The 20,651-nt window shown below is 63.6% G+C and carries 22 protein-coding genes; 10 read left to right on the forward strand and 12 right to left on the reverse strand.

The genetic code is table 11. From position 1 onward, the window contains the following. Positions 1-76: 76 nt before the first annotated feature. The 3 genes from ugpA to NKJ00_RS26865 are packed head-to-tail and all read left to right on the forward strand — an operon-like array spanning position 77 to position 2,894. Positions 77-961: a sn-glycerol-3-phosphate ABC transporter permease UgpA gene (ugpA, locus tag NKJ00_RS26855; protein ID WP_023811118.1), complete on the forward strand. Its 885-nt coding sequence runs from the start codon at positions 77-79 to the stop codon at positions 959-961. Positions 962-970: 9 nt separating this feature from the next. Further along, on the forward strand, positions 971-1,819 hold the full coding sequence (ugpE, locus tag NKJ00_RS26860; RefSeq protein WP_023811119.1) for a sn-glycerol-3-phosphate ABC transporter permease UgpE: 849 nt from the start codon (positions 971-973) through the stop codon (positions 1,817-1,819). Between the two features lie 7 nt (positions 1,820-1,826). Beyond that, positions 1,827-2,894: a sn-glycerol-3-phosphate import ATP-binding protein UgpC gene (locus tag NKJ00_RS26865; RefSeq protein WP_352612768.1), complete on the forward strand. Its 1,068-nt coding sequence runs from the start codon at positions 1,827-1,829 to the stop codon at positions 2,892-2,894. A gap of 13 nt (positions 2,895-2,907) precedes the next feature. On the opposite strand, the gene NKJ00_RS26870 is transcribed toward NKJ00_RS26865, so the two are convergent. The 3 genes from NKJ00_RS26870 to NKJ00_RS26880 form a co-directional block, all read right to left on the reverse strand. After that, on the reverse strand, positions 2,908-3,990 hold the full coding sequence (locus tag NKJ00_RS26870) for an ABC transporter ATP-binding protein (RefSeq protein ID WP_128304644.1): 1,083 nt from the start codon (positions 3,988-3,990) through the stop codon (positions 2,908-2,910). Continuing rightward, positions 3,987-5,567, reverse strand: coding sequence for an ABC transporter permease (locus tag NKJ00_RS26875; RefSeq protein WP_352612780.1), 1,581 nt, complete (start codon positions 5,565-5,567; stop codon positions 3,987-3,989). Before NKJ00_RS26875 ends, NKJ00_RS26870 begins: the two co-directional genes overlap by 4 nt. A gap of 174 nt (positions 5,568-5,741) precedes the next feature. Next, on the reverse strand, positions 5,742-6,749 hold the full coding sequence (locus NKJ00_RS26880) for an iron ABC transporter substrate-binding protein (RefSeq protein ID WP_352631963.1): 1,008 nt from the start codon (positions 6,747-6,749) through the stop codon (positions 5,742-5,744). A 251-nt stretch (positions 6,750-7,000) separates the two neighbouring features. Between NKJ00_RS26880 and NKJ00_RS26885 the strand changes: the two genes are divergently transcribed. The 4 genes from NKJ00_RS26885 to NKJ00_RS26900 all read left to right on the forward strand — a co-directional run bounded on the left by NKJ00_RS26885 (position 7,001) and on the right by NKJ00_RS26900 (position 10,364). Beyond that, the gene (locus NKJ00_RS26885) at positions 7,001-7,552 is read left to right on the forward strand and encodes a sigma-70 family RNA polymerase sigma factor (protein WP_127379999.1); all 552 of its coding nucleotides are present in this window, start codon (positions 7,001-7,003) and stop codon (positions 7,550-7,552) included. A gap of 1 nt (position 7,553) precedes the next feature. Next, positions 7,554-8,192, forward strand: a complete 639-nt coding sequence (locus tag NKJ00_RS26890) for an NrsF family protein (protein WP_352612772.1) — start codon at positions 7,554-7,556, stop codon at positions 8,190-8,192. A 210-nt stretch (positions 8,193-8,402) separates the two neighbouring features. After that, a complete protein-coding gene (locus tag NKJ00_RS26895; RefSeq protein ID WP_352631965.1) occupies positions 8,403-9,011 on the forward strand; it encodes a PAS domain S-box protein in 609 nt (202 codons plus the stop codon). 18 nt (positions 9,012-9,029) lie between these two features. Next, positions 9,030-10,364: a diguanylate cyclase domain-containing protein gene (locus NKJ00_RS26900; protein WP_352631967.1), complete on the forward strand. Its 1,335-nt coding sequence runs from the start codon at positions 9,030-9,032 to the stop codon at positions 10,362-10,364. Between the two features lie 52 nt (positions 10,365-10,416). On the opposite strand, the gene NKJ00_RS26905 is transcribed toward NKJ00_RS26900, so the two are convergent. The 7 genes from NKJ00_RS26905 to NKJ00_RS26935 form a co-directional block, all read right to left on the reverse strand. Then, positions 10,417-11,295 (reverse strand): 3-hydroxybutyryl-CoA dehydrogenase, encoded by an 879-nt coding sequence (locus NKJ00_RS26905; protein WP_013529423.1) that lies wholly within the window; start codon positions 11,293-11,295, stop codon positions 10,417-10,419. A 232-nt stretch (positions 11,296-11,527) separates the two neighbouring features. Beyond that, the gene (locus NKJ00_RS26910) at positions 11,528-12,457 is read right to left on the reverse strand and encodes an electron transfer flavoprotein subunit alpha/FixB family protein (RefSeq protein ID WP_128304638.1); all 930 of its coding nucleotides are present in this window, start codon (positions 12,455-12,457) and stop codon (positions 11,528-11,530) included. A gap of 24 nt (positions 12,458-12,481) precedes the next feature. Then, positions 12,482-13,231 (reverse strand): electron transfer flavoprotein subunit beta/FixA family protein, encoded by a 750-nt coding sequence (locus NKJ00_RS26915; protein WP_027038146.1) that lies wholly within the window; start codon positions 13,229-13,231, stop codon positions 12,482-12,484. A gap of 213 nt (positions 13,232-13,444) precedes the next feature. Next, positions 13,445-14,245: a rhomboid family intramembrane serine protease gene (locus tag NKJ00_RS26920; RefSeq protein WP_023811131.1), complete on the reverse strand. Its 801-nt coding sequence runs from the start codon at positions 14,243-14,245 to the stop codon at positions 13,445-13,447. A 29-nt stretch (positions 14,246-14,274) separates the two neighbouring features. Next, a complete protein-coding gene (locus NKJ00_RS26925; protein ID WP_023811132.1) occupies positions 14,275-14,856 on the reverse strand; it encodes a cob(I)yrinic acid a,c-diamide adenosyltransferase in 582 nt (193 codons plus the stop codon). 25 nt (positions 14,857-14,881) lie between these two features. After that, positions 14,882-15,073, reverse strand: coding sequence for a twin transmembrane helix small protein (locus NKJ00_RS26930; RefSeq protein WP_013529428.1), 192 nt, complete (start codon positions 15,071-15,073; stop codon positions 14,882-14,884). A gap of 24 nt (positions 15,074-15,097) precedes the next feature. Beyond that, positions 15,098-15,964: an SDR family oxidoreductase gene (locus NKJ00_RS26935; RefSeq protein ID WP_352612776.1), complete on the reverse strand. Its 867-nt coding sequence runs from the start codon at positions 15,962-15,964 to the stop codon at positions 15,098-15,100. Positions 15,965-16,019: 55 nt separating this feature from the next. Here NKJ00_RS26935 and NKJ00_RS26940 point away from each other — a divergent pair, with 55 nt between their 5' ends. Further along, positions 16,020-16,871, forward strand: coding sequence for a YihY/virulence factor BrkB family protein (locus NKJ00_RS26940; protein ID WP_013529430.1), 852 nt, complete (start codon positions 16,020-16,022; stop codon positions 16,869-16,871). A 133-nt stretch (positions 16,872-17,004) separates the two neighbouring features. Here the strand turns inward: NKJ00_RS26940 and NKJ00_RS26945 are convergent, their stop codons facing one another. Together NKJ00_RS26945 and gluQRS are read right to left on the reverse strand one after the other, a co-directional pair. After that, positions 17,005-17,901: a DMT family transporter gene (locus NKJ00_RS26945; protein WP_352631969.1), complete on the reverse strand. Its 897-nt coding sequence runs from the start codon at positions 17,899-17,901 to the stop codon at positions 17,005-17,007. A gap of 149 nt (positions 17,902-18,050) precedes the next feature. Next, positions 18,051-18,926 carry a tRNA glutamyl-Q(34) synthetase GluQRS gene (gene gluQRS, locus NKJ00_RS26950; RefSeq protein ID WP_128304570.1) on the reverse strand — a complete coding sequence of 292 codons (876 nt, stop codon included), beginning with the start codon at positions 18,924-18,926 and terminating at the stop codon, positions 18,051-18,053. A 73-nt stretch (positions 18,927-18,999) separates the two neighbouring features. On the opposite strand from gluQRS, the gene NKJ00_RS26955 reads away from it, so the two are divergent. Next, positions 19,000-19,641, forward strand: coding sequence for a DNA-3-methyladenine glycosylase family protein (locus NKJ00_RS26955; RefSeq protein WP_352613705.1), 642 nt, complete (start codon positions 19,000-19,002; stop codon positions 19,639-19,641). 128 nt (positions 19,642-19,769) lie between these two features. After that, the gene (locus tag NKJ00_RS26960; protein ID WP_006328497.1) at positions 19,770-20,327 is read left to right on the forward strand and encodes an HNH endonuclease; all 558 of its coding nucleotides are present in this window, start codon (positions 19,770-19,772) and stop codon (positions 20,325-20,327) included. Positions 20,328-20,651 lie beyond the last annotated feature (324 nt).

Here is a 20,651-nt window from a genome sequence, read left to right on the forward strand (position 1 = left end):
AAACGCTCTTCAAAGCCATCTTGGCGAAGAGGGGTGCCGCATCGTGCCGCCCGCCTCATCACCTCGGAGTGGCTCCATGACCCCTCGCGTCGTGTTTCCCAACAAGATCCTTCCCTACCTGCTGGTGGCGCCGCAACTGGCCATCACGCTCGTTTTTTTCTACTGGCCGGCCGGTCAGGCGTTCTACCAATCCATGCTCAGGCAGGACCCGTTCGGACTGAGGACCAAGTTCGTCTGGTTCGCCAATTTCAGGAAAGTGCTTGCCGATCCGGCCTACCTGAACTCGATCAAGGTCACGGTGGTGTTTTCCCTTGCGACCGCTATCGTCGCCATGTGCGTGGCGCTCCTGCTCGCGGTCATGGCAGAGAAGGTGGTGCGCGGCAAAGGTCTCTACCGCACGCTCTTGATCTGGCCCTACGCGGTGGCGCCGGCGATCGCCGGTATGTTGTGGCTGTTCCTCTTCAACCCGTCGATCGGGTCGCTGGCCTACATGCTGAGGAGTTTCGGCATCGCCTGGGATCCACTGCTCAACGGCACCCACGCCATGATCCTGCTGGTGTCCGCCGCTGCCTGGAAGCAGATCAGCTACAATTTCCTGTTCTTCGTCGCCGGCCTGCAGGCGGTGCCGAAAGCCTTGATCGAGGCGGCGGCCATGGACGGCGCCGGCGAGACCAAGCGATTCTGGACCATCGTCTTCCCGCTGCTTGCGCCGACGACCTTCTTCCTGCTGGTCGTCAACACCGTCTATGCCCTGTTCGACACGTTCGGCATCGTCCATGCCGTCACCGGAGGCGGTCCGGGCAAGACGACTGAGACGCTGGTCTACAAGGTATACAATGACGGCTTCGTCAATCTGATCCTCGGTGACTCGGCGGCGCAGTCGGTCATCCTGATGGTCATCGTCATCTCGCTCACGGCCATCCAGTTCCGCTATGTGGAACGCAAAGTCCATTACGGCTGAGGGCGAGCGATGATCGGCCAGTCACCGCTCCGCACCGTCATCGCCCACGCCGTGCTGATCCTCGGCATATTGATCGTTGCCTTCCCGATCTACTACACGTTCGTTGCCTCGACGCAGACGCTGCAAACGATCCTCAGGCCGCCGTTGCCGCTCCTGCCCGGCGATCAGTTCTGGAACAATTACACCGAGGCGCTGTTCGGCGGTGTCGGTCGCATCGGCGGCGTCAGCGTCGGTCGATTGCTGCTCAACACCACGGTCATGGCGCTCGGCATCGCGGTGGGGAAGATTTTCATCTCGATCCTGTCGGCCTATGCGATCGTGTTCTTCCGTTTTCCGCTGCGGATGGTCTTCTTCTGGCTGATCTTCATCACCCTGATGCTTCCCGTTGAGGTGCGCATCCTGCCGACCTACAAGGTGATGGTCGATCTCGGCATGATCGACACCTATGCCGGCTTGATCATCCCGCTGATCGCCTCGGCCACCGCCACATTGCTGTTTCGACAGTTTTTCATGACCATTCCAGGTGAGCTGGTGGAGGCGGCGCGTGTCGACGGTGCGGGGCCGTGGCGCTTCTTCTTCGATATCCTGTTGCCGTTGTCGCGGACAAATATCGCGGCGCTGTTCGTCATCCTCTTCATTTATGGCTGGACGCAGTATCTATGGCCGTTGCTCGTCACCAACAGCAGCAACATGAACACGATCGTCATCGCGCTCAGAAAGATGGTCTCCTTCGCCGATGCCGATACGCAATGGAACCTGGTCATGGTCACAGCGATGCTGGCCATCGTGCCGCCGATCCTGGTCGTGGTGCTGATGCAACGCTGGTTCGTTCGCGGCCTGGTCGATTCCGAAAAGTGAGAAGCTGATGGCGACCGTCGATCTGAAGGATGTGAAGAAGGTCTACCCCAGCGGTTTCGAGGCCGTGAAGGGCGTTTCAATCGCAGTTCCCGACAAGGAGCTTTGCGTGCTGGTCGGCCCATCGGGCTGCGGCAAGTCCACGCTGCTCAGAATGATCGCCGGGCTCGAAACCATCTCCTCGGGAACAGTTGCGATCGATGGCAAGATCGTAAACTCAATTGGTCCAACCGAGCGTGACATCGCCATGGTGTTCCAGAACTACGCGCTCTATCCGCATATGAAAGTCTACGACAACATGGCCTATGGGCTGCGCAACCGCGGCACGCCGAAGGACGAGATCGACAGCCGGGTTCGCGCGACGGCGAAAATACTGGAACTTTCGGCGCTGCTCGACCGCCGCCCGCGGGAGCTTTCCGGCGGCCAGCGCCAGCGTGTCGCCATGGGTCGTGCCATTGTGCGCAACCCGAGGGTTTTCCTGTTCGACGAGCCGCTCTCCAATCTCGATGCCAAATTGCGTGGCCAGATGCGGGTCGAGATAAAGAACCTGCAACGCTCGCTTGGCGTCACGTCGGTCTATGTCACGCATGACCAGCTCGAGGCGATGACGTTGGCCGACATTCTCGTCGTCATGAATGCCGGACTGGTCGAGCAAATGGGGGCGCCGCTCGACGTCTACGAAAGACCGGCCTCGACCTTCGTCGCTTCCTTCATCGGCGCGCCGCCGATGAATCTCCTGGCACTGACCGAAGGCGCCTCGGGCGCGGTGCTCGCAGACGGCACGGCGATCGCTTTCGCGCCTCGGGAGGCAAGAGCTGCGACCCTCGGTTTTCGGCCCGAGGATGCCGACGTCACCTTCAATGCGGAGGCGCCGTCCGGCGCGCTCGTCCTGCCGGCGCTGGTCGAGGCAGTCGAACCGGTAGGCGCCGAAAGTTTCCTTCACTGTGCGGCAGGCGGCAACCGCATCGTCGTGCGTGTCGCGGGTCGCGCCACCGCCACGGTTGGCAACCAATTGCGCGTGGTTGCCAAGGCAGAAAAGCTGCACTGGTTCGATCAGGCAGGAAAGCGCGTCGGTTAACCGCATACGGCGTTCAGGCGAAGACATGCGCCTTTCCCGATACGGTCAGTCGGACGATCTCGCCGACCGCCGGCGCGTCCATGCCCGGTTTGCGCAGGACCAGCGGCGTGTTGCCGATCGCTGCCGCATCGGGCGGATCGGCATTGTTCAAGAGCCGCACCGCGACCGTGCACATCGAGCCGGCGAATTCAGATTCCGTCACTTCGCCGAACAGCATGTCCGAGGTGCCGGACATGCCCTCGCGCGACGTTCTCTTCAGCGCGATCTGCTCCGGGCGAAGCATGATGCGGGCGATGTCGCGGCTGTCATTGGTGTCGACCGCGATGCGGCCGAGCGGCGAGTTGGCGAAGCCATTCGATATCTTGGCCGGCAGGATGATGGCGTCGCCCAGGAATTCGGCGATCATCCTGTCCTTCGGCTTGAGATAGAGCTCGCGCGGCGTGCCGATTTGCGAGAACTTGCCGTCGCGCATCACCGCGACCTGGCTGGCGAAGGACAGCGCCTCGGCCTGGTCGTGCGTCACCAGGATGGTGGTGATGCCGGCGGCTTCCAGCAGCTCGGCTACCGCCTTGCGCATCGAGGCGCGCAGGCCGGTATCGAGCGCCGAGAACGGCTCGTCCAGAAGCATCAGCCTGGGCTTCATCGCCATGGCGCGGGCCAATGCCACACGCTGCTGCTGGCCGCCGGAGAGTTCGTGCGGGCGGCGTTTGAGGATCGCCTTGTCGAGCCCGACGATATAGGCGAGCTCGACGATGCGCTCAGCGCGCTTGTCCTCGCCTCGGGCCATGCCGAAGCCGATATTGTCGGCAATGGTCAGATGCGGGAACAGGGCGCCGTCCTGCGCCACCACGCCGATGCCGCGGCGATGCGCTGGTACCGCCGCGCCGCCATTGGCCAGCACCTCGCCATCGAGCGTGATGCGGCCCTGGTCCGGGGCCTCGAAGCCGGCGATCAGCCGCAGCAAGGTCGTCTTGCCGCAGCCGGACGGACCGACAATCGCCGTGCGGCTACCACTGGCGACGCTCAGGTCGACGCCGGCAAGAGCGGCCACCGGACCGTAGTGCTTGTGCAGGCCGCTGATTTCGAGAAAGCTCATCGTCCGGCCATCCGTTTCGACTGGACATAGAGCAGCCAGGTCAAGGGCAGCGACATCGCCACCATGATGAAGGCGTAAGGTGCCGCCGAGGCATAATCAATCTCACCACTGTAGGACCAGAACGCCATCGCCAGCGTGCGGGTGCCGTTGGGCGCCAGCATCTGGGTGGCGGTCAGTTCGTTCATGATGCCGAGCGCCACCAGCGCCATCCCGGCCGCGGCACCCGGCGCCGACAGGCGGATCGTCGTCGACCACAGCGCCTGCAGCGGCGGCCGGCCGAGGCTGGAAGCGGCGCGTTCGAGCTCGACCGGCGCCTGCGCGATCGACGCCCGCAGGCTGACCAGCGCGCGCGGCAGGAACATCAGCGCATAGGCCACCAGGATGGTGAACAGGGTCTGGTAGAGCGGCAGCGCGATGCGCACCGTGATGGTGACCAGCGCCAGCGCAATGACAACCCCTGGCAACGAGCCGACAATATAGTTGCAGCCCTCCAGCAGACGCTGCAACGGCCCCGGCGCGCGGATCGAGATCCAGGCCATCGGCATGGCGGCGACGGTGGCCAGCAAGGCGCCGGCGAGCGCCAGGAACAGCGTCTGGCCAAGCGCCAGGCCGATTTCGTCCAAGCGCCAGACAGCGGCGCCGCCGGCGGCAAGCCAGCCACCGATGGTGACGAACGGCACGCCGAGCGCCAAAAGCGTGGTGACGACAAGCAAGAGCAGGCTCGGGATGGTGGCGCGTCCGAGGCTCGTGCGTTGCTGATGGCGCGCCGCACCTGAGCCGACGCGGGCATAGCGCTCCTCGCCGCGCACCAGCACTTCGAGGCCGAGCAGCACGAAGCAGCAACTGACCAGCACGCCGGCCAGCATGTTGGCGGCCGGTCCGTTGAAGGTCGACTGGAACTGGTCGACGATCGCCGTGGTGAAGGTGTCGAAGCGGATGAAGACATAGAGGCCGTACTCGGCCAGCAGATGCAGGCCGACCAGCAGCGAGCCGCCGCAGATGGCGAGCCGCAATTGCGGCAGCACGACCCGCCAGAACACGCGCCGGGGTCCAAGGCCGAGTGCGGCGGCAGCGTCCTCGAGGGCGGGATCGAGACGGCGCAATGCCGCCGACACCGGCAGATACAGGAACGGGAAATAGGCGATCAAGGAAACCAGCACGCCGGCCCACAGGCCGTGCAGTCCCGGCACCATGGTGACCCAGGCATAGCTGTGCACGAAAGCCGGGATGGCAAGCGGCGCCACGCAGAGCCAGGCCCAGAGCCGGGCGCCCGGCAGGTCGCTGCGCTCGGTCAGCCAGGCCAGCGCAACCGACAGCACGATGGTGATCGGCACGGAGAGCGCGACCAGCAGGACAGTGTTGACCAGAAGCTCGCCGACACGCGGCCGGAAGACCAGCGCCGAGACGGTTTCCCAGCCGGTCTGCACCGCGATCCAGATGATGAAGGCGAGCGGCACCAGCGCCAGCAGCGCAACGAAGATGGCGGCAATGACCAGCCAAAGCGGGGCTCGGCGCCGGGCCCTTCGGCCTGTGCCCGAAGGCAGGCCCGAGCGCGCGAGATCAACCGCGGACTGCATCAGGTCAGACGCCGTGCCGCTGCCGTCCAGCGGCAGCAATTGAAAGACCGCGATCACGGTCGGGAACACAGCGTGTCGTCATCGACGAATGTCATCTCGAAAAACAAAATCACTCCCGCGGAAGGCGAATTCCCGCGGGAGCGTGGTCGGGTGTCCTTTTAGGACGAATGGCAACTAAAGCAAGCCGGCTGCCGTCATCAGGTCGGTGACCTTCTTGGAGTTCAGCGTCGTGGCGTCGACCTTTGGTGCCTGCAGATCGACGAGCGGCACCAGCTTCGGGTTGGACTCCGCACCCTTGCCGACCGGGTATTCGAAGGAATCGCCGGTCTTCAGCACGTCCTGGCCGCCCTTGCCTGTCAGCCATTTCAGGAAGGCCTGGGCTTCCTTCGGATGCTTGCTCGAGGCCAGCACACCGCCGCCGGAGATCGAGACGAACGCGCCCGGATCCTGGTTCTTGAAATAGTGCAGCTCGACATTCCCGCTGTTTTCGCCGGTCTTGGCCTGATCGCCGAAGTAGTAATAGTGATAGATCACGCCGCCTTCGATCTCGCCGGCATTGACCGCCTTCATCACCGTGCTGTTGCCCTTATAGGCGGTGAAGTTGGTTTTCATCGCCTTCAGCCAGTCGGCGGTAGCGGCTTCGCCCTTGAGCTGGAGCAGGGCACTGACGATGGCCTGGAAATCGGCGCCTGACGGGGAGGCGGCCCAACGGCCCTTCCAGCTCGGATCGGCGAGGTCAAGCATCGACTTGGGCAACTGGTCGGCGGTCAGCTTGGTCTTGTTATAGGCAAAGACCGTGCTGCGCGCTGCGACGCCGACCCATTTGCCGCTGGCCGGCTGATAGTCCTGGGGAACCTGTGCCAACGTGTCGGCGTCGACCGGCGCGAACAGGCCGGCCGTCTCGACCAGCACCATGGCCGGCGAGTTTTCCGTCAGGAACACGTCGGCCGGCGAAGCAGTGCCCTCAGCGACGATCTGGTTGGAGAAGTCGCTGTCGCCGCCATTGCGCACGGTGACCTTGATGCCGGTCTCCTTGGTGAAGCCTTCGGCCCACGCCTTGGTCAGGCTTTCGTGCTGGGCGTTGTAGACAATGATGCCATCATCTTCCGCCATCGACGGGCTGGCGATCAGCATGATTGCCAGCGCGGTGGCGCCGGCGAGAGTGGAAAGAGCGTATTTCATGTCATTGTCCTAAAGTTCGGTTGGCACCGGCTCACCTACCGATACCTGACAGCCTTAGTCAACATTGGTGATCTGCTTCAATCGGCCGCTGAAGTGCAAAGGTCGGTACCGAACGGACAATTCCGCGTGATGCTCACGGCTCGGCAATGCCGCAAACTTTCGTGATTTGCCGGCAGTTTGGCTTGGACATTATTTCGCCGGCCACGTAACAAATCAGCGCCGAGACGCGAAATTCGGGGGAGTGAACTCTTGTGAGCGGCAAGGACGAGGCCGAACTTTCCCGGCTGATGCGGGCCGCGATCGCAGGAGATGAAAGGGCTTACGCCGACTTTCTGCACCGGATTGCCGCGCTGGTTCGCGGTTTTGCCAGGCGCAAGATCGTGCAGGGCGGGGTCGATCCCGAGGATGTCGTGCAGGAAACCTTGCTGGCCATTCATGTAAAACGACATACTTGGCGCCAGGATGCGCCGGTGTTGCCGTGGATCTACGCGATCGCCCGCTTCAAGCTGATCGATGCGTTCCGGCGGCGCGGACGGCGCATCGAGATCGATGTCGACGATATCGCCGAGACGTTCGCCGAGCCGGAAACCGAGACCGTCAGCGAGCGAGACATCAACCGGGCATTGGACAGCCTGTCGCCGGCACAGCGCTCCGTGGTCTCGGCCGTGTCGGTGGAAGGGCGGTCCATCGGTGAGACGGCGGCGAAGTTCGGCATCAGCGAGACGGCGGTGCGTGTGTCGCTGCATCGCGGACTTGCCGCGATAGCCAAGCGATTCGGGCAGGGGCGGTTCGGGCGGGAATGACATGAGGACGGACGATCTCATCAGGGCGCTGGACGCCGATGCAAGCAGCAAGGCGATGCCGCTGCAATCGGCCTGGTGGCTGGCCGCCGGTGCGGGGGCGGTGATCGCGGCCATCGTTTTCCTGCTGACCATCGGCCCGCGCCCAGACTTCATGGCGGCCGCGCACACGATGCGCTTCCTCTCCAAATTCGTCTTCACCATCGTGCTTGCCGTCAGCGCCTTCGCCCTGATCCGCGCCTTGTCGACGCCGGGCGCCTCGACGGGCCGGGCAATGGCCTGGATGGCCGCGGCGCCAGTGCTGGTAGCCGTGGCGGTGCTTCTGGAGCTTTTCATGGTGCCGGAGGCGCTGTGGGGTACACGGATGGTCGGCAACAACATGATGCTCTGCATGGGCTTCATCCCGCTGATCGGTATTGGCCCGCTTGCCGTCTTCCTGTGGATGCTGCGCTATGGCGCGCCGACACGGCCGGTGCTTGCCGGTGCGGTGGCGGGTCTGCTCGCCGGCGGGCTGGCGGCAACCTTCTATGCCGCGCATTGCTTCGACGACTCGCCGCTTTTCGTCGCCCCCTGGTACACGATAGCGATCGCAGCGCTCGCATTGCTCGGTGCGCTCGGCGGACGGTTCCTCATACGCTGGTAGCGTTTCGTAACGATCGCGGACCCATGCACCGATCCTTAATCATGCCGGCAATTGTTTGCCGGTTAGCGACCACGCCGGCATGCCGGACGCAACCTTTCCTTAAAATCGATCCGCCAAGGTTGATGCGAGAACATGCGTTTGCGCACGGGGGTGGCACGTATCGTGATGTGGCGAGGATTGACCAGCCGAGAATCTCTTGGGCATGCAGGGTTGGCGTTGCTCGTCGCCGGCCTGGGCGTGCTGGCGACCTCGATCCTGCTTTCGCGCCTGGACCTCGGCACCGAAGCGCTGAAGCTCTGCCTGCGGATCGCGGTGGCGGTGGCGGCGGGCGCGCTGTTCCTCGCTGCTCTGTCCGCCCGCAGGATCAGCAGGGATCGCCAACAGATCGCCGAGAGCGAACTGCGCTTCCGCCGCGCCATGGAGGATTCGGCGATCGGCATCGTGGTTGTCGGTCTCGACGGTCGCATCCGCCAGACCAATCCGGCCTTCGCCGCCATGCTTGGCTACACAAGCGAAGAGATCGAGGCGCTGACTTTCTTCCAGATCACGCATCCCGACGATCTGCAGATCGGGCGGGAGACGATGGACGATCTGAAGGCGGGCACGGTCAATTCCTTCCACTTCGAGAAGCGTTATCTCAGGAAGGACGGAACGCCCGTCTGGGCCCATCTTGCCGGCTCGGTCATTCGCGATGAAAACAGCGGCCGTCCGCTCTATCTCGTCTCGCAAATCGAGAACATCGACGCGCGCAAGCAGGCCGAGGCGCGCATTGCCGAAGCGGAAACGCGTTGGAATTTTGCTCTGGCTGGTGCCGGCTAAGGCGTCTGGGACCTCGACATGCGCAAGGGCGGCACGACCTATTCCTCGACCTGGGTCAAGATGCTGGGCTATGCGGATGGCGAGCTCGATGGCGACACCGACAGCTGGCTGACGATGATTCATCCCGACGATCGCGAGACTGTCGCCGAAGCGGATCGCGCTCATCTCGAGGGCAAGACACCGTTCTTTGAGGCCGAATTCAGGATGCGCCACAAGGATGGCCACTGGATGTGGATACTCGACCGCGGCAAGGCTATCGAACGCGACGAGGATGGACGGCTGATCAGGGCCATTGGCAGCCTGACCGACATCACCCGTCGCAAGGAGGCCGAAGAGCGCCTCACTGTGTCGGCGGCAATGCTTGCCGATGAAAAGGAGCGGCTGAGGGTGACGCTGCAATCGATCGGCGATGCCGTCATCTGCACCGATGCCGCAAACCGCATCACCTTCATGAACCCGGTCGCCGAAAAGCTGACCGGGATTGCCGGCGGCGAGGCCCTCGGCAAGGTGCTTGGCCATGTCTACTGGGCGGTCGACGAGGAGACGGGGCACAGGATTGGCGTGACCCGGCCCGTGGTTGGCGTTCAGGCGCCGGCCGACCAGAACAGCCGCGCCGTCCTTATCCGGCGCGACGACACGCGCTGCAGCATCCGTCAGGTCGTGTCGCCGATCATCAACGAACGGAACGAATTCTGCGGGCTGGTCATCGTCTTCCAGGACTTTACCGATGCGCGCGCGCTGCAGCGCCAACTGGCGCACGCCGCGGCACACGATGCGCTGACCGGCCTTGCCAATCGCTCGAGCTTCATCCGCGCCATGGAGGGCCTAGTCGGCCAGGCGCGCAAGGACGGCACCGCCGACACGACAAAGTCGACCGGCGACACGACAAAGTCGGCCGGAGCCAGCGGACATCAGTTCATGTTCATCGATCTCGACCACTTCAAACTGGTCAACGACACGGGCGGCCACGCGGCGGGAGACGCGCTGCTGAAGCGGGTTGCCGTGGCGATTCGCGGCGTGCTTGGTCCAGACGATATCGTCGCTCGCCTCGGCGGCGACGAATTCGCGGTCATTCTGAAATCGGGTTCAGCAGCCGGCGCCAAGATCGCGGCGCGCTCCATCATCGATGCGATCGGCGGCCTGGATTTCACCTGGGACGGCCGTCCTCACGTGATCGGCGCCAGCATCGGATTGGCTGCGATCAATGCCAATTGCGGCGAGGTCGACGAGATCATCGCGAGAGCCGATGCGGCCTGCTATGCGGCCAAGGCGGCCGGCCGTGGCTGTGTCTCCGTGGCGCCCGACGCACGGATCGTGGATGGCCGGACAGAGCCGCTGGCCGCGGCCTCCTGATCGAGCCTGTCACCGCCGAAAGGCTTGCCCCTGATTTGCGCCGACGATGCGCTCAGCGCGTCGGAACGGGATGCTCGCCGCGATAATCGTAAAAACCGCGCCCGGTTTTGCGGCCGAGCCAGCCGGCCTCGACATATTTCACCAGCAGCGGGCAAGGACGGTACTTCGAGTCCGACAGGCCGTCATGCAGCACCTGCATGATCGACAGGCAGGTATCGAGCCCGATGAAATCGGCCAGCTGCAGCGGCCCCATCGGATGGTTGGCGCCGAGCCGCATGGCGGTGTCGATGGCGTCGACCGAGCCGACACCCTCATAGAGGGTGTAGATCGCCTCGTTGATCATCGGCAGCAGGATGCGGTTGACGATGAAGGCCGGAAAATCCTCCGAGACCGTAATCGTCTTGTCGAGTTGCTTCACATAGGTCTTTGCCGCCTCGAAGGTCTGGTCCTCGGTGGCGATGCCGCGCACCAGTTCGACCAGCTTCATCAGCGGCACCGGGTTCATGAAATGTATGCCGATGAACCGCTCCGGCCGGTCGGTCTGCGCGGCAAGCCGCGTGATCGAGATCGACGAGGTGTTGGTCGCCAGGATGGCTTCGGGATTGAGCTGCGGACAGAGCTGGGCGTAGATCTTGCGCTTGACCGTCTCGTCCTCGGTCGCCGCTTCGATCACCAGATCCGCGCCGGCAAGATCGGCCATCGCGGGCGCGGCCGAAATGCGGCCCATCGCGTCGTTGCGCACCTTCTCGTCGAGCTTGCCGGACCCCACCTGGCGGGCCATGTTGCCGCTGATTGTGGCGATGCCTTTCTCGATGCGGTCGGGCGAAATATCATAGATCAGCACCTTGTAGCCCGAAAGCGCGGAGACATGGGCGATGCCGCCGCCCATCTGGCCCGCGCCGATGATGCCGATCGTCTCGATCTTGCTCATTACACCGATCCCGTCCTGAGCCCTTCCGCTTGAACTGCGAAAGCGCTCCACCTTTTTATTTTACCGCAATTCCCTAGGGAAAGCGCTACGCGCTTTCCCCGGGAAAACCGCTGCGCACTTTTGCTGGATTGCTTTTCGCCTTTGCGGCCTGCTTTTTGTGCGGTGCAAACTAAAAGGGCGGGGCGACTTCGTCTACCCCACCCTCACCATTTAATACCTTTGGCAGAAAGCGTCAAAGCGCCTTTTGCAGCTCCGGCAGAATGACGAAGAGATCGCCGACGAGGCCGTAGTCGGCAACCTGGAAAATCGGCGCCTCCTCGTCCTTGTTGATGGCGACGATGACCTTCGAATCCTTCATGCCGGCGAGATGCTGGATGGCGCCGGAGATGCCGACCGCGATGTAAAGATCGGGGGCAACCACCTTGCCGGTCTGGCCGACCTGCCAGTCGTTCGGCGCATAGCCGGCATCGACCGCGGCGCGGGAGGCGCCGACGGCTGCACCGAGCTTGTCGGCGACCGGCAGGATGACCTCCTGGAACTTCTCCGCCGAACCCAGCGCACGACCACCCGAGATGATGATCTTGGCCGAGGTCAGCTCCGGACGGTCGGTCTCGGAAAGCTTGTTCTCGACGAAGGTGGAGAGGCCGGGATTGGCCGCGGCCTTGACGGTCTCGACCGCCGCCGAGCCGCCCTCGGGGGCTGCCTGGAACGAGGCTGTGCGAACCGTGATCACCTTCTTGGCGTCGCTCGACTGCACCGTCTGGATAGCGTTGCCGGCATAGATCGGGCGCTTGAAGGTGTCGGCCGATACGACTTCGATGATCTCGGACACCTGCGCGACATCGAGGAGCGCAGCCACGCGCGGCGCGACATTCTTGCCCGACGAGGTCGCCGGCGCGATGATGGTGTCGTAAGCGCCCGCCAGCGACACAACCAGTGCTGCCGTCGGCTCGGCGAGGCGCTCGGCGAGTTCGTCGGCTTCGGCCAGCAGCACCTTGCTCACGCCCTTGAGCTTGGCGGCAGCGTCCGCTGCCGGCTTGGCGCCCTTGCCGGCAACCAGCACATGCACGTCCGAGCCGATCTGCAGGGCGGCCGACAGCGCCTTGGCGGTCTGGTCGGAAAGCGTTGCGTTGTCGTGTTCTGCGATGAGGAGAATAGCCATTTTTCTTGTTCCTTTCCCGATCGCTTACAGCACGCCGGCTTCGTTCTTGAGCTTGTCGACCAGCTCAGCGACGCTCTTGACCTTGACGCCTGCCTTGCGGCCACTCGGCTCCTCGGTCTTGATGACCTTCAGCCGCGGCTTGACGTCGGCGCCGTAGTCGGCTGGGGTCTTTTCGTCGAGCTGCTTCTTCTTGGCCTTCATGATGTTGGGCAAGGAGGCATAGCGCGGCTGGTTGAGGCGAAGGTCGGCGGTGACGATCACCGGCATCTTCAGTTCCACGGTCTGCAGGCCGCCATCGACTTCGCGCGTCACCTTGGCCTTGTCGCCGTCGAGCACGATCTTGGAAGCGAAGGTGCCCTGCGCCCAGCCAAGCAGTGCCGCCAGCATCTGGCCGGTCTGGTTCGAGTCGTCGTCGATCGCCTGCTTGCCGAGAATGACGAGGCCGGGCTGCTCGGCGTCGACGACGCCCTTCAGCACCTTGGCGACGCCGAGCGGCTCGGTTTGTTCATCGGTCTTGACCAGAATGGCGCGGTCGGCGCCCATGGCGAGCGCGGTGCGCAGTGTTTCCTGCGCCTGCTGCGGGCCGATCGAGACGACGATGATTTCTTCCGCCTTGCCGGCTTCCTTCAGCCGGATTGCTTCTTCCACCGCGATTTCGTCAAACGGGTTCATCGCCATCTTGACGTTGGCGAGCTCCACCGCCGAACCATCAGCCTTCACGCGAACCTTGACGTTCGCATCCACAACCCGCTTCACGGGTACAAGGATCTTCATTTGCCTGTCACCTCTTCACGCTAGTTGGGCGCGCTATAACAGCCTGCGCCCTTTCTGAGTTGTCGAAAGCCGACATTCCTGACTGAATTTTGGCCGGATGGAATTCTGGCCGGATGGAAATTCTGGTCTTTGCCCGCCTTAGGTTGCGGCGGTGACGTTTCCGTAGTTGCGGCAACCCTGCACGTCAATACGCTGCAAGCCGCTCAAATCGGTTCAGTCCGAACTGGAAGCGTTTCCTCGCCCCCAGCGCGGTGTCGCGGCGGGCGGGTCGGGGATCAGCGGTTCCGTGGCAACCGGCGGTTGGTCGGGAGCGGTGGGCGCGACGTCCTCGTCGGCGCCGGCAAACAGCGGCACGCCGCGGCTGCGCAAGACAAGCACAAGAACAGCTCCGGCGATGATGCCGCCGATATGGCAGGCCCAGGAGATCTGATCCTCGCCACCGGCGGCAAACATCACCACCTGGAACAGCACCCACAGGATGAGCGGGATGAAGGCCGGAATCCGCAGCGGGATGCGGGCAAAGGCCAGCACCCAGACCTTCACCCTGGGATAAAGGATCAGATAGGCGACGACCACCCCGGCGATGGCGCCGGAGGCACCGATCAGCGGCACTTGCGAATCCCAGGCGACGAGGCCCTGGAAAGCGGCGCCGGCGATCGCGCACAACAGGTAGAAGATGAGGTAGCGGATGTGGCCGAGCGCATCCTCGACATTGTCGCCGAACACCCACAGGAACAGCATGTTGCCGCCGAGATGGAAGATGTCTGCATGCAGGAAGGAATAGGTGAGATAGCTCAGGCTTTCGGGGATGACGATGAAACGGGGATCGAGCTCGGCGGTGTCATGGACGACCGACGGGATGAAGCCGAGACCAAGCACGGCGGCATTGGAGAAACTCTCGCCGCCGAGCGCGGTGGCAAGGTAGACCAGGGCATTGACCACGATCAGCCCGATGGTCACATATTGCAGGCGGATGTGCCGCAGCCTGTTGGTGTCGTAAAGCGGGATGAACATTGCCCCAGGCCCTCTTCCGCTTTCGACAATCAGCGGTTCTTGCCGGGAACCCATAGCACGTCGGCGTTTCCGTTGTCATTGACCGCCCGGGCGGCGACAAACAGGAAATCCGAGACGCGGTTGATGTATTTCAGTCCGTCGCGGTTGACGTGCTCGTTCGGGTCCTGGGCAAGGGCCACGATCAGCCTTTCGGCCCGCCGCGCCACGGTGCGGGCAAGGTGAAGTGCCGCCGCTGCCGGCGTGCCGCCATTGAGCACGAAGGATTTGAGCGGCTGAAGCTCCTTGTTGAGAAGGTCGATGTCCTTCTCGACCCGGTCGGTCTGCACGGCGACGATGCGAAGCGGCTCGTAGCCGAGTGGCTTGCCGTCGTCGGGCACGGCGAGATCGGCGCCGAGATCGAACAGATCGTTCTGGATGCGGGAAAGCATGGCATCGATCGCGGGATGGGTCGCGGCCGTGTGGACCCGGGCGATGCCGATGCAGGCATTGGCCTCGTCGACGGTGCCGTAAGCGTCTACCCGCAGGTCGGATTTCAGCCGCCTTTCGCCGGTGCCGAGACCCGTGGTGCCATCATCGCCGGTGCGGGTGTAGATCTTGTTGAGCTTGACCATTTCGCCTCCCCGGCTGCCGATATCCTCACTTGCGGGTGAAATACACCGCAAGCAGGATCAGCACCAGCGCCACGGCCTGCAGCATGACGCGTGCCTGCATCAGCTTGTTCGAGGTGACGCCGGAACCGCCGCGCATCATGTTGATGAGGCCACGAACAAGCACGACCGCAACGGCGACCATGACCAGAATGGCGAGAATGTTGAAGACGGTTGCCATTGTTGCGTTCCAGTTGTTTGGCGTTCAGGCGCGTTTGGCCATCAGGCGGTAGAGCATCGATGCCGGCAGGATGCGTTTGAGCACCGCACCGATCCTGGCCGGCACTGTTACCACATAGTGCGGGCGCGGGCGCCGCGACAGAAGTGCATGGCGCAGCGCCGCATGAACGACTTCCGGCCCTGGCTTCAAGGCCGATTGGCTGCCGCCGGCCCGCAACCGCTCGAGTTGCGCCGCATAGTCCACGCGGTGCACGGAATTTTCGTGGTCGATGCTGCTGAGAAACCAAATGAGGCCATTGCTGGCGATCTTCGACTTCACCGGCCCCGGCTCGATCAGCGAAACGTGGACGCCGCTGCCGGCCAGTTCCTGGCGCTGGCAGAGCATCAAGGCCTCCAGTGCATGCTTCGACGCGGAATAGGCGCCGCGGAAGCGCACCGGCACCAGGCCAAGGATCGACGAGCAGTGGACGATGCGGCCCTGACCCTGGCGGCGCATCACCGGCACCAGTCGGCGGGTCAAATCATGCCAGCCGAAGAAATTCGCCTCGAACTGCTGCTTGAGCGCCGCAACGGGCAGATCCTCGACGGCGCCCGGCTGCGCATAGGCGCCGTTGTTGAACAGGGCGTCGAGCCGGCCGCCGGTGCGGTCGAGCACCGCCGTCACCAGCGCGGCGATGGAGTCCGGCTCGCAATAATCGAGATAGAAGGCCTCGATGCCGTCGGCTTCGAGTGCGGCGATGTCCTGCGGCTTGCGCGCCGTTGCGAACACCCGCCAGCCTTCCACCTTCAACGCGCGGGCGCAGTACGCGCCTATTCCCGAAGACGCACCGGTGATGATAATCGAGCGCACCTTCTGCGCCGGACTGTTCGTGGTTTCGCCAAGGGTTGCCATTTGCCGCAATCCCTTCCCATATTCCCGGCGTGGAGACAATTGGAGGGCGCGGTTCTTGTTGCGGAAGATCGTAGCCCTCAAGCGGGTTCTCTACGACGCGCTTGGCCATTTCAACACCGATGACGGCTGGGCCATGGCCAGCCATCTGGCGATCACATCGCTGATGGCGCTGTTCCCGTTCCTGATCTTCGCGACGACGCTGGCGAGCTTCCTGGGTGCGCAGGCGTTCTCCGACACGGCCGTGCATCTGGTCTTCGACACCTGGCCCGAACAGATCGCCAAGCCGATCGCGCGCGAAGTGCTCAATGTGCTGACCGTCAGACGCACCGACCTTTTGACCTATGGTGTGGTGCTTGCGGCCTATTTTGCGTCGAACGGCATCGAGGCGCTGCGCACGTCGCTCAACCGCGCCTATCGCGTTTCGGAAACGCGCGGCATCATCTACCGCCGGGTGCAGAGCATCATCTTCGTTCTCATCGCCACGGCCGGTTTCCTGGCGATCAGCGTGCTCCTGGTGTTCGCGCCGCTGCTGGCGCGGCTCGCCGAAGCCCATATCGACTGGATCAAGCCCTATATGGGCACCATCACCCTGTGGCGTTACGTCATCGCTTCGGCGGTCATCGTCGGCGGATTGTTTGCCGTGCATTTCTGGCTGCCGGCGGGCAAGCGCCGCTTCGTCTCGCTGGTGCCGGGCATCGTCTTCACGCTGGCGGCATGGCTTATCGGTTCGACCATCTTCGCCACCTATCTCGACCACTTCTCGTCCTACGTGACGACCTATGCCGGCCTGGCCTCGATCATGATCGCCGTGGTCTTCCTCTACATGGTGTCGGCGATCTTCATCCTCGGCGGCGAGCTCAATGCCGCGATCAGTCGCTATCTGGAGGCGCGTGCGCGGGTGGGATGACAGGTCGAATTGGGGAACTGGAATGGGAGAATTGAGGAATGGGAGAATTGAAGAATTGAAGAATTGACGTAGCACCCAGCGCCAGATGGCCCCCATCTGCCTCAATGCCTCAATGCCTCAATGCCTCAATGCCTCAATGCCTCAATTCCACAGTTCTTCCCTTGGTCTGCCGCGCCGTTGCCAGGCCAACGCCGAAGGTCGTGATCGCCATGCCGGCGATCTGCAGCGCGTTGAGCTGTTCGTCGAAGAGTGCCCAGGCGATGACCGCCGTCACCGCCGGCACCAGGTAGAACAGCGACGCCACTTTCGACATCTCGCCGTCGCGGATCATCACCATCAGCAGGAAGATGGCGCCGAGCGACAGCACCAGCACCAGCCAGGCCATGGCGAAGATCAGTTCGCCGTTGATGACGACGGTGTGGGTCTCGAAGGCGAGTGAGGCTAGGAGCATCAGCGAACCGCCACCGATATATTGCCACATGGTAGCCGCGACGAGGTCGCCGCCGGAAGCGAAGCGCTTTTGCCAGATGGTGCCGGCGCTCATGCCGAGCACCGAGACCAGCGAGGCGGTCAATGTCGCCGCGGTCACGCCGCCGCCGAGCGCGCCGAGCTTCGGCCACAGCACGATGACGATGCCGATGAGGCCGATACCAAGGCCAAGCCAGTGGCGCGGCAGGATCGCCTCGCCGAGAAACTTACCGGCAAGCACCGCCGTGATCAGCGGCTGCAGGCCGACGATGAGGGCCGAAAATCCGGTCGGCATGCCCCTGTGGATGGCCCAGAAGACGGCGCCGAGATAGACGCCATGCATCAGGATGCCGGCGCCGGTGGCATGCAGCGCCTCCTCGCGGGTGGCTCTTTTCGAGCCCAGCACAAGCATCAGGACGGCCAGCAGGGTGGCGGCGATGACGAAACGCGCGGCGAGGAATGTGAACGGTTCCGCCCACGGCATGGCGTAGCGCGCGCCGATAAAGCCGGTCGCCCACAGGACGACGAAGGTGGCGGGGATGAACCGCTTGATGCTGTGCATGTTCCGGAGACCGCCGCGCTGGAGGGAGTTGACCGTGGCGCTGCTCTACTGCGCTTCAACCCGGCGCGCAAAACGAAACCGTTGATCCATGCGTCACCGGAATTCAACGGCCGGCGCATTTGGGGGGTGGCGCCCTGGTCTCACCGAGCTCAAAACCCGACCATCCGCCTGATGTCGTCAGGCGATGCGCCGGCATGGCGCAATGCGGCAAGGCCGGTATCACTGAAGCTCTTCGACAGTTTTCGTCCGTCCGTCCCGAGGATCAGACGATGATGGAAATAGGCCGGTTGCGGCAGTCCGAGGAGTTGCTGCAGCAGGCGCTGCACGCCAGTGGCGGAAAACAGATCCTGGCCGCGCACGACGTGGCTGACGTCTTGCAGCGCATCGTCCATGACGACGGCGAGGTGGTAACTGGTCGGAATGTCTCGGCGCGCCAAGATCACGTCGCCCCAGTCCCGCGGGCGGGCTTCGACGGAGCGCGTCGCGGAAAGCGTCTCGTCAGAATACTCCGTCCATGAAAGGTCCTTGCCGACACGCGCCATGGCGGCATCGACATCCAGCCGCCAGGCGAAGGGTGCATTCTCGGCGATCCGCCGCTGGCGTTCCTTCAGCGGCAGCGCCTTGTCGGTGGCGGGGTAGAGCGGCACGCCATCGGGATCGCGCGGCCAGTCGCGCCCACGCTTTTCGCTGTCGGTGATGAAGGCGCGGATCTCGCCACGGCTCATGAAGGCGGGGTAGACGAGTTCGTCCGCGATCAACCGCTCGAGCACCGCTTGGTATTCGGCGAAATGCTCGGACTGGCGGCGCACCGGCTCTTCCCAGCCAAGCCCCAGCCATTTCAGGTCGGCAAGCACGCCTGCCTCGAATAGCGGCGTGCAGCGCGTCGTGTCGATATCCTCGATGCGCAGCAGCAGGCGGCCGTGCGCCTGTGCCGCCAGCTTCTGGTTGAGCAGCGCCGAATAGGCGTGGCCGAGATGCAGGTCTCCGTTGGGGCTGGGCGCGAAGCGGAATGTCAGGAGTGTCATCTCTCAGGCGGCAATCATGTTTTGCGGCGCTTCGCCAATTGCTACCCTGTCGACGGTCGAGGAACAAGAAAGCATGCGCCGTATCGTGACATCAGACGACATTGCCCGGGGGCTCGATGCGCTTTGCGTGATCGACCCGCGCCTGGAAAAGGTGCGCGGCATGGCCGGCGAGGTGCCGCTGCGGCTGTCCGAGCCGGGGTTTCGAAGCCTGGCGTCGATCGTCGTCTCGCAGCAAGTGTCCCGCGCCAGTGCCGATGCGATCTTCGGCCGGCTGACCAAACTCGTCGATCCGCTGACGCCGCAAGCGATCCTGGCCGCCGGCGAGGACATGTTTCGCGAGGCCGGCCTGTCGCGGCCCAAGCAGCGCGGCCTGATCGCAATTGCCCAGGCGGTGGCCGACGGCCTCGACCTTCATCACCTCTGTTCGCTCGATGCCCAGGAGGCGATCACGACGATGACGGCGGTGTCCGGCATCGGCCCGTGGACGGCGGAAGTGTATCTCTTATTCGCCGCCGGGCATCCCGACATCTTCCCCGCGCGCGACGTCGCGCTGCAGAGCGCGGTCGGCCACGCGCTCTGCATCGAGCCGCGTCCGCCGGAGAAAACCCTGATCGCATTGGCCGAATCATGGAGCCCGTGGCGAGGTGTCGCATCGCGGCTTTTCTGGTCCTATTATCGTGAAACCAGAGGGCGGGACGCCGCGCCGCCGGCCTGAATCCGCAAAAAATGATAAAAATCACGCATTTTTGGCGCTTAGGCCACGCGACAATCCGCTTCACATCCCTGTCATGTCGGGCTTACAGTATCCGCGCCGTTCGGGTCTAGAACCAAGGAGGTGAACACGTGACGGTTGCCGTATCTCCGGATGGGCTTCCAGCACTGGTGCTGAATGCGGATTACCGTCCGCTCAGCTATTATCCCTTGTCGCTCTGGTCGTGGCAGGATGCCATCAAAGCGGTGTTCCTCGACCGGGTGAACATCGTCGCCGAATACGAGCACGCCGTCTCCTCGCCGACCTTCTCGATGAAGCTGCCGAGCGTGGTCAGCCTGAAGGCCTATGTGAAGCCCTCCAGGCACCCGGCCTTCACCCGCTTCAACGTCTTCCTGCGCGACCGTTTCCAGTGCCAGTATTGCGGCACGCCGGAGGACTTGACCTTCGATCACGTCATTCCCCGCCACCGTGGCGGCGCGACGACATGGGAGAATGTCGTTGCCGCCTGTTCGCCCTGCAACCTCAGGAAGGGCGGCATGATGCCGGCGCATGCCAAGATGTGGCCGCTGCAGAAGCCTTTCCAGCCGACGGTGCACGATCTGCACAACAATGGCCGCCTGTTCCCGCCCAACCATCTGCATGAGAGCTGGATGGATTATCTGTACTGGGATGTCGAACTGGAGCCCTGAGATCGTTCGAGAATTCGGGAGGCTGGCCGTCTGGAGCGATTCACATGCCTACCACTTCCCGGTATCGGGCCAGCACGGTGGCGCTCACCTATCAGCGGCTTCGCGCTTAAGGACCGGCTTCCCCCACTCCGTCGCTGCTTCGCAGCGCCACCTCTCCCCCCTCCGGAGGGAGAGGAAGGGAGCCCAGCGTAAGGAGCGCTGGCTCAATAGGCTCGCGCCTTTCCTCTACCCCGTCGATCGGGGGAGAGCGACTATCTGGGGTGTCAAGTTGCAATTACGAACTCGTTGCGCGCATCGCGTGCTTTTGCATTGAGGATGACCAGG

Source organism: Mesorhizobium sp. M0227, assembly GCF_040321855.1.
Taxonomy (GTDB): Bacteria; Pseudomonadota; Alphaproteobacteria; order Rhizobiales; family Rhizobiaceae; genus Mesorhizobium.

Bases quoted from the DNA above. Each gene is read 5' to 3' on its own strand.
- NKJ00_RS26915 (WP_027038146.1), bottom strand. From the start codon at position 13,231: ATGAAGATCCTTGTACCCGTGAAGCGGGTTGTGGATGCGAACGTCAAG.
- NKJ00_RS26870 (WP_128304644.1), bottom strand. From the start codon at position 3,990: ATGAGCTTTCTCGAAATCAGCGGCCTGCACAAGCACTACGGTCCGGTG.
- NKJ00_RS26875 (WP_352612780.1), bottom strand. From the start codon at position 5,567: ATGCAGTCCGCGGTTGATCTCGCGCGCTCGGGCCTGCCTTCGGGCACA.
- ugpE (WP_023811119.1), top strand. From the start codon at position 971: ATGATCGGCCAGTCACCGCTCCGCACCGTCATCGCCCACGCCGTGCTG.
- NKJ00_RS26865 (WP_352612768.1), top strand. From the start codon at position 1,827: ATGGCGACCGTCGATCTGAAGGATGTGAAGAAGGTCTACCCCAGCGGT.
- NKJ00_RS26890 (WP_352612772.1), top strand. From the start codon at position 7,554: ATGAGGACGGACGATCTCATCAGGGCGCTGGACGCCGATGCAAGCAGC.
- gluQRS (WP_128304570.1), bottom strand. From the start codon at position 18,926: ATGACACTCCTGACATTCCGCTTCGCGCCCAGCCCCAACGGAGACCTG.
- NKJ00_RS26900 (WP_352631967.1), top strand. From the start codon at position 9,030: ATGCGCAAGGGCGGCACGACCTATTCCTCGACCTGGGTCAAGATGCTG.
- NKJ00_RS26935 (WP_352612776.1), bottom strand. From the start codon at position 15,964: ATGGCAACCCTTGGCGAAACCACGAACAGTCCGGCGCAGAAGGTGCGC.
- NKJ00_RS26905 (WP_013529423.1), bottom strand. From the start codon at position 11,295: ATGAGCAAGATCGAGACGATCGGCATCATCGGCGCGGGCCAGATGGGC.
- NKJ00_RS26955 (WP_352613705.1), top strand. From the start codon at position 19,000: ATGCGCCGTATCGTGACATCAGACGACATTGCCCGGGGGCTCGATGCG.
- NKJ00_RS26880 (WP_352631963.1), bottom strand. From the start codon at position 6,749: ATGAAATACGCTCTTTCCACTCTCGCCGGCGCCACCGCGCTGGCAATC.
- NKJ00_RS26910 (WP_128304638.1), bottom strand. From the start codon at position 12,457: ATGGCTATTCTCCTCATCGCAGAACACGACAACGCAACGCTTTCCGAC.
- NKJ00_RS26925 (WP_023811132.1), bottom strand. From the start codon at position 14,856: ATGGTCAAGCTCAACAAGATCTACACCCGCACCGGCGATGATGGCACC.
- ugpA (WP_023811118.1), top strand. From the start codon at position 77: ATGACCCCTCGCGTCGTGTTTCCCAACAAGATCCTTCCCTACCTGCTG.
- NKJ00_RS26930 (WP_013529428.1), bottom strand. From the start codon at position 15,073: ATGGCAACCGTCTTCAACATTCTCGCCATTCTGGTCATGGTCGCCGTT.
- NKJ00_RS26945 (WP_352631969.1), bottom strand. From the start codon at position 17,901: ATGCACAGCATCAAGCGGTTCATCCCCGCCACCTTCGTCGTCCTGTGG.
- NKJ00_RS26920 (WP_023811131.1), bottom strand. From the start codon at position 14,245: ATGTTCATCCCGCTTTACGACACCAACAGGCTGCGGCACATCCGCCTG.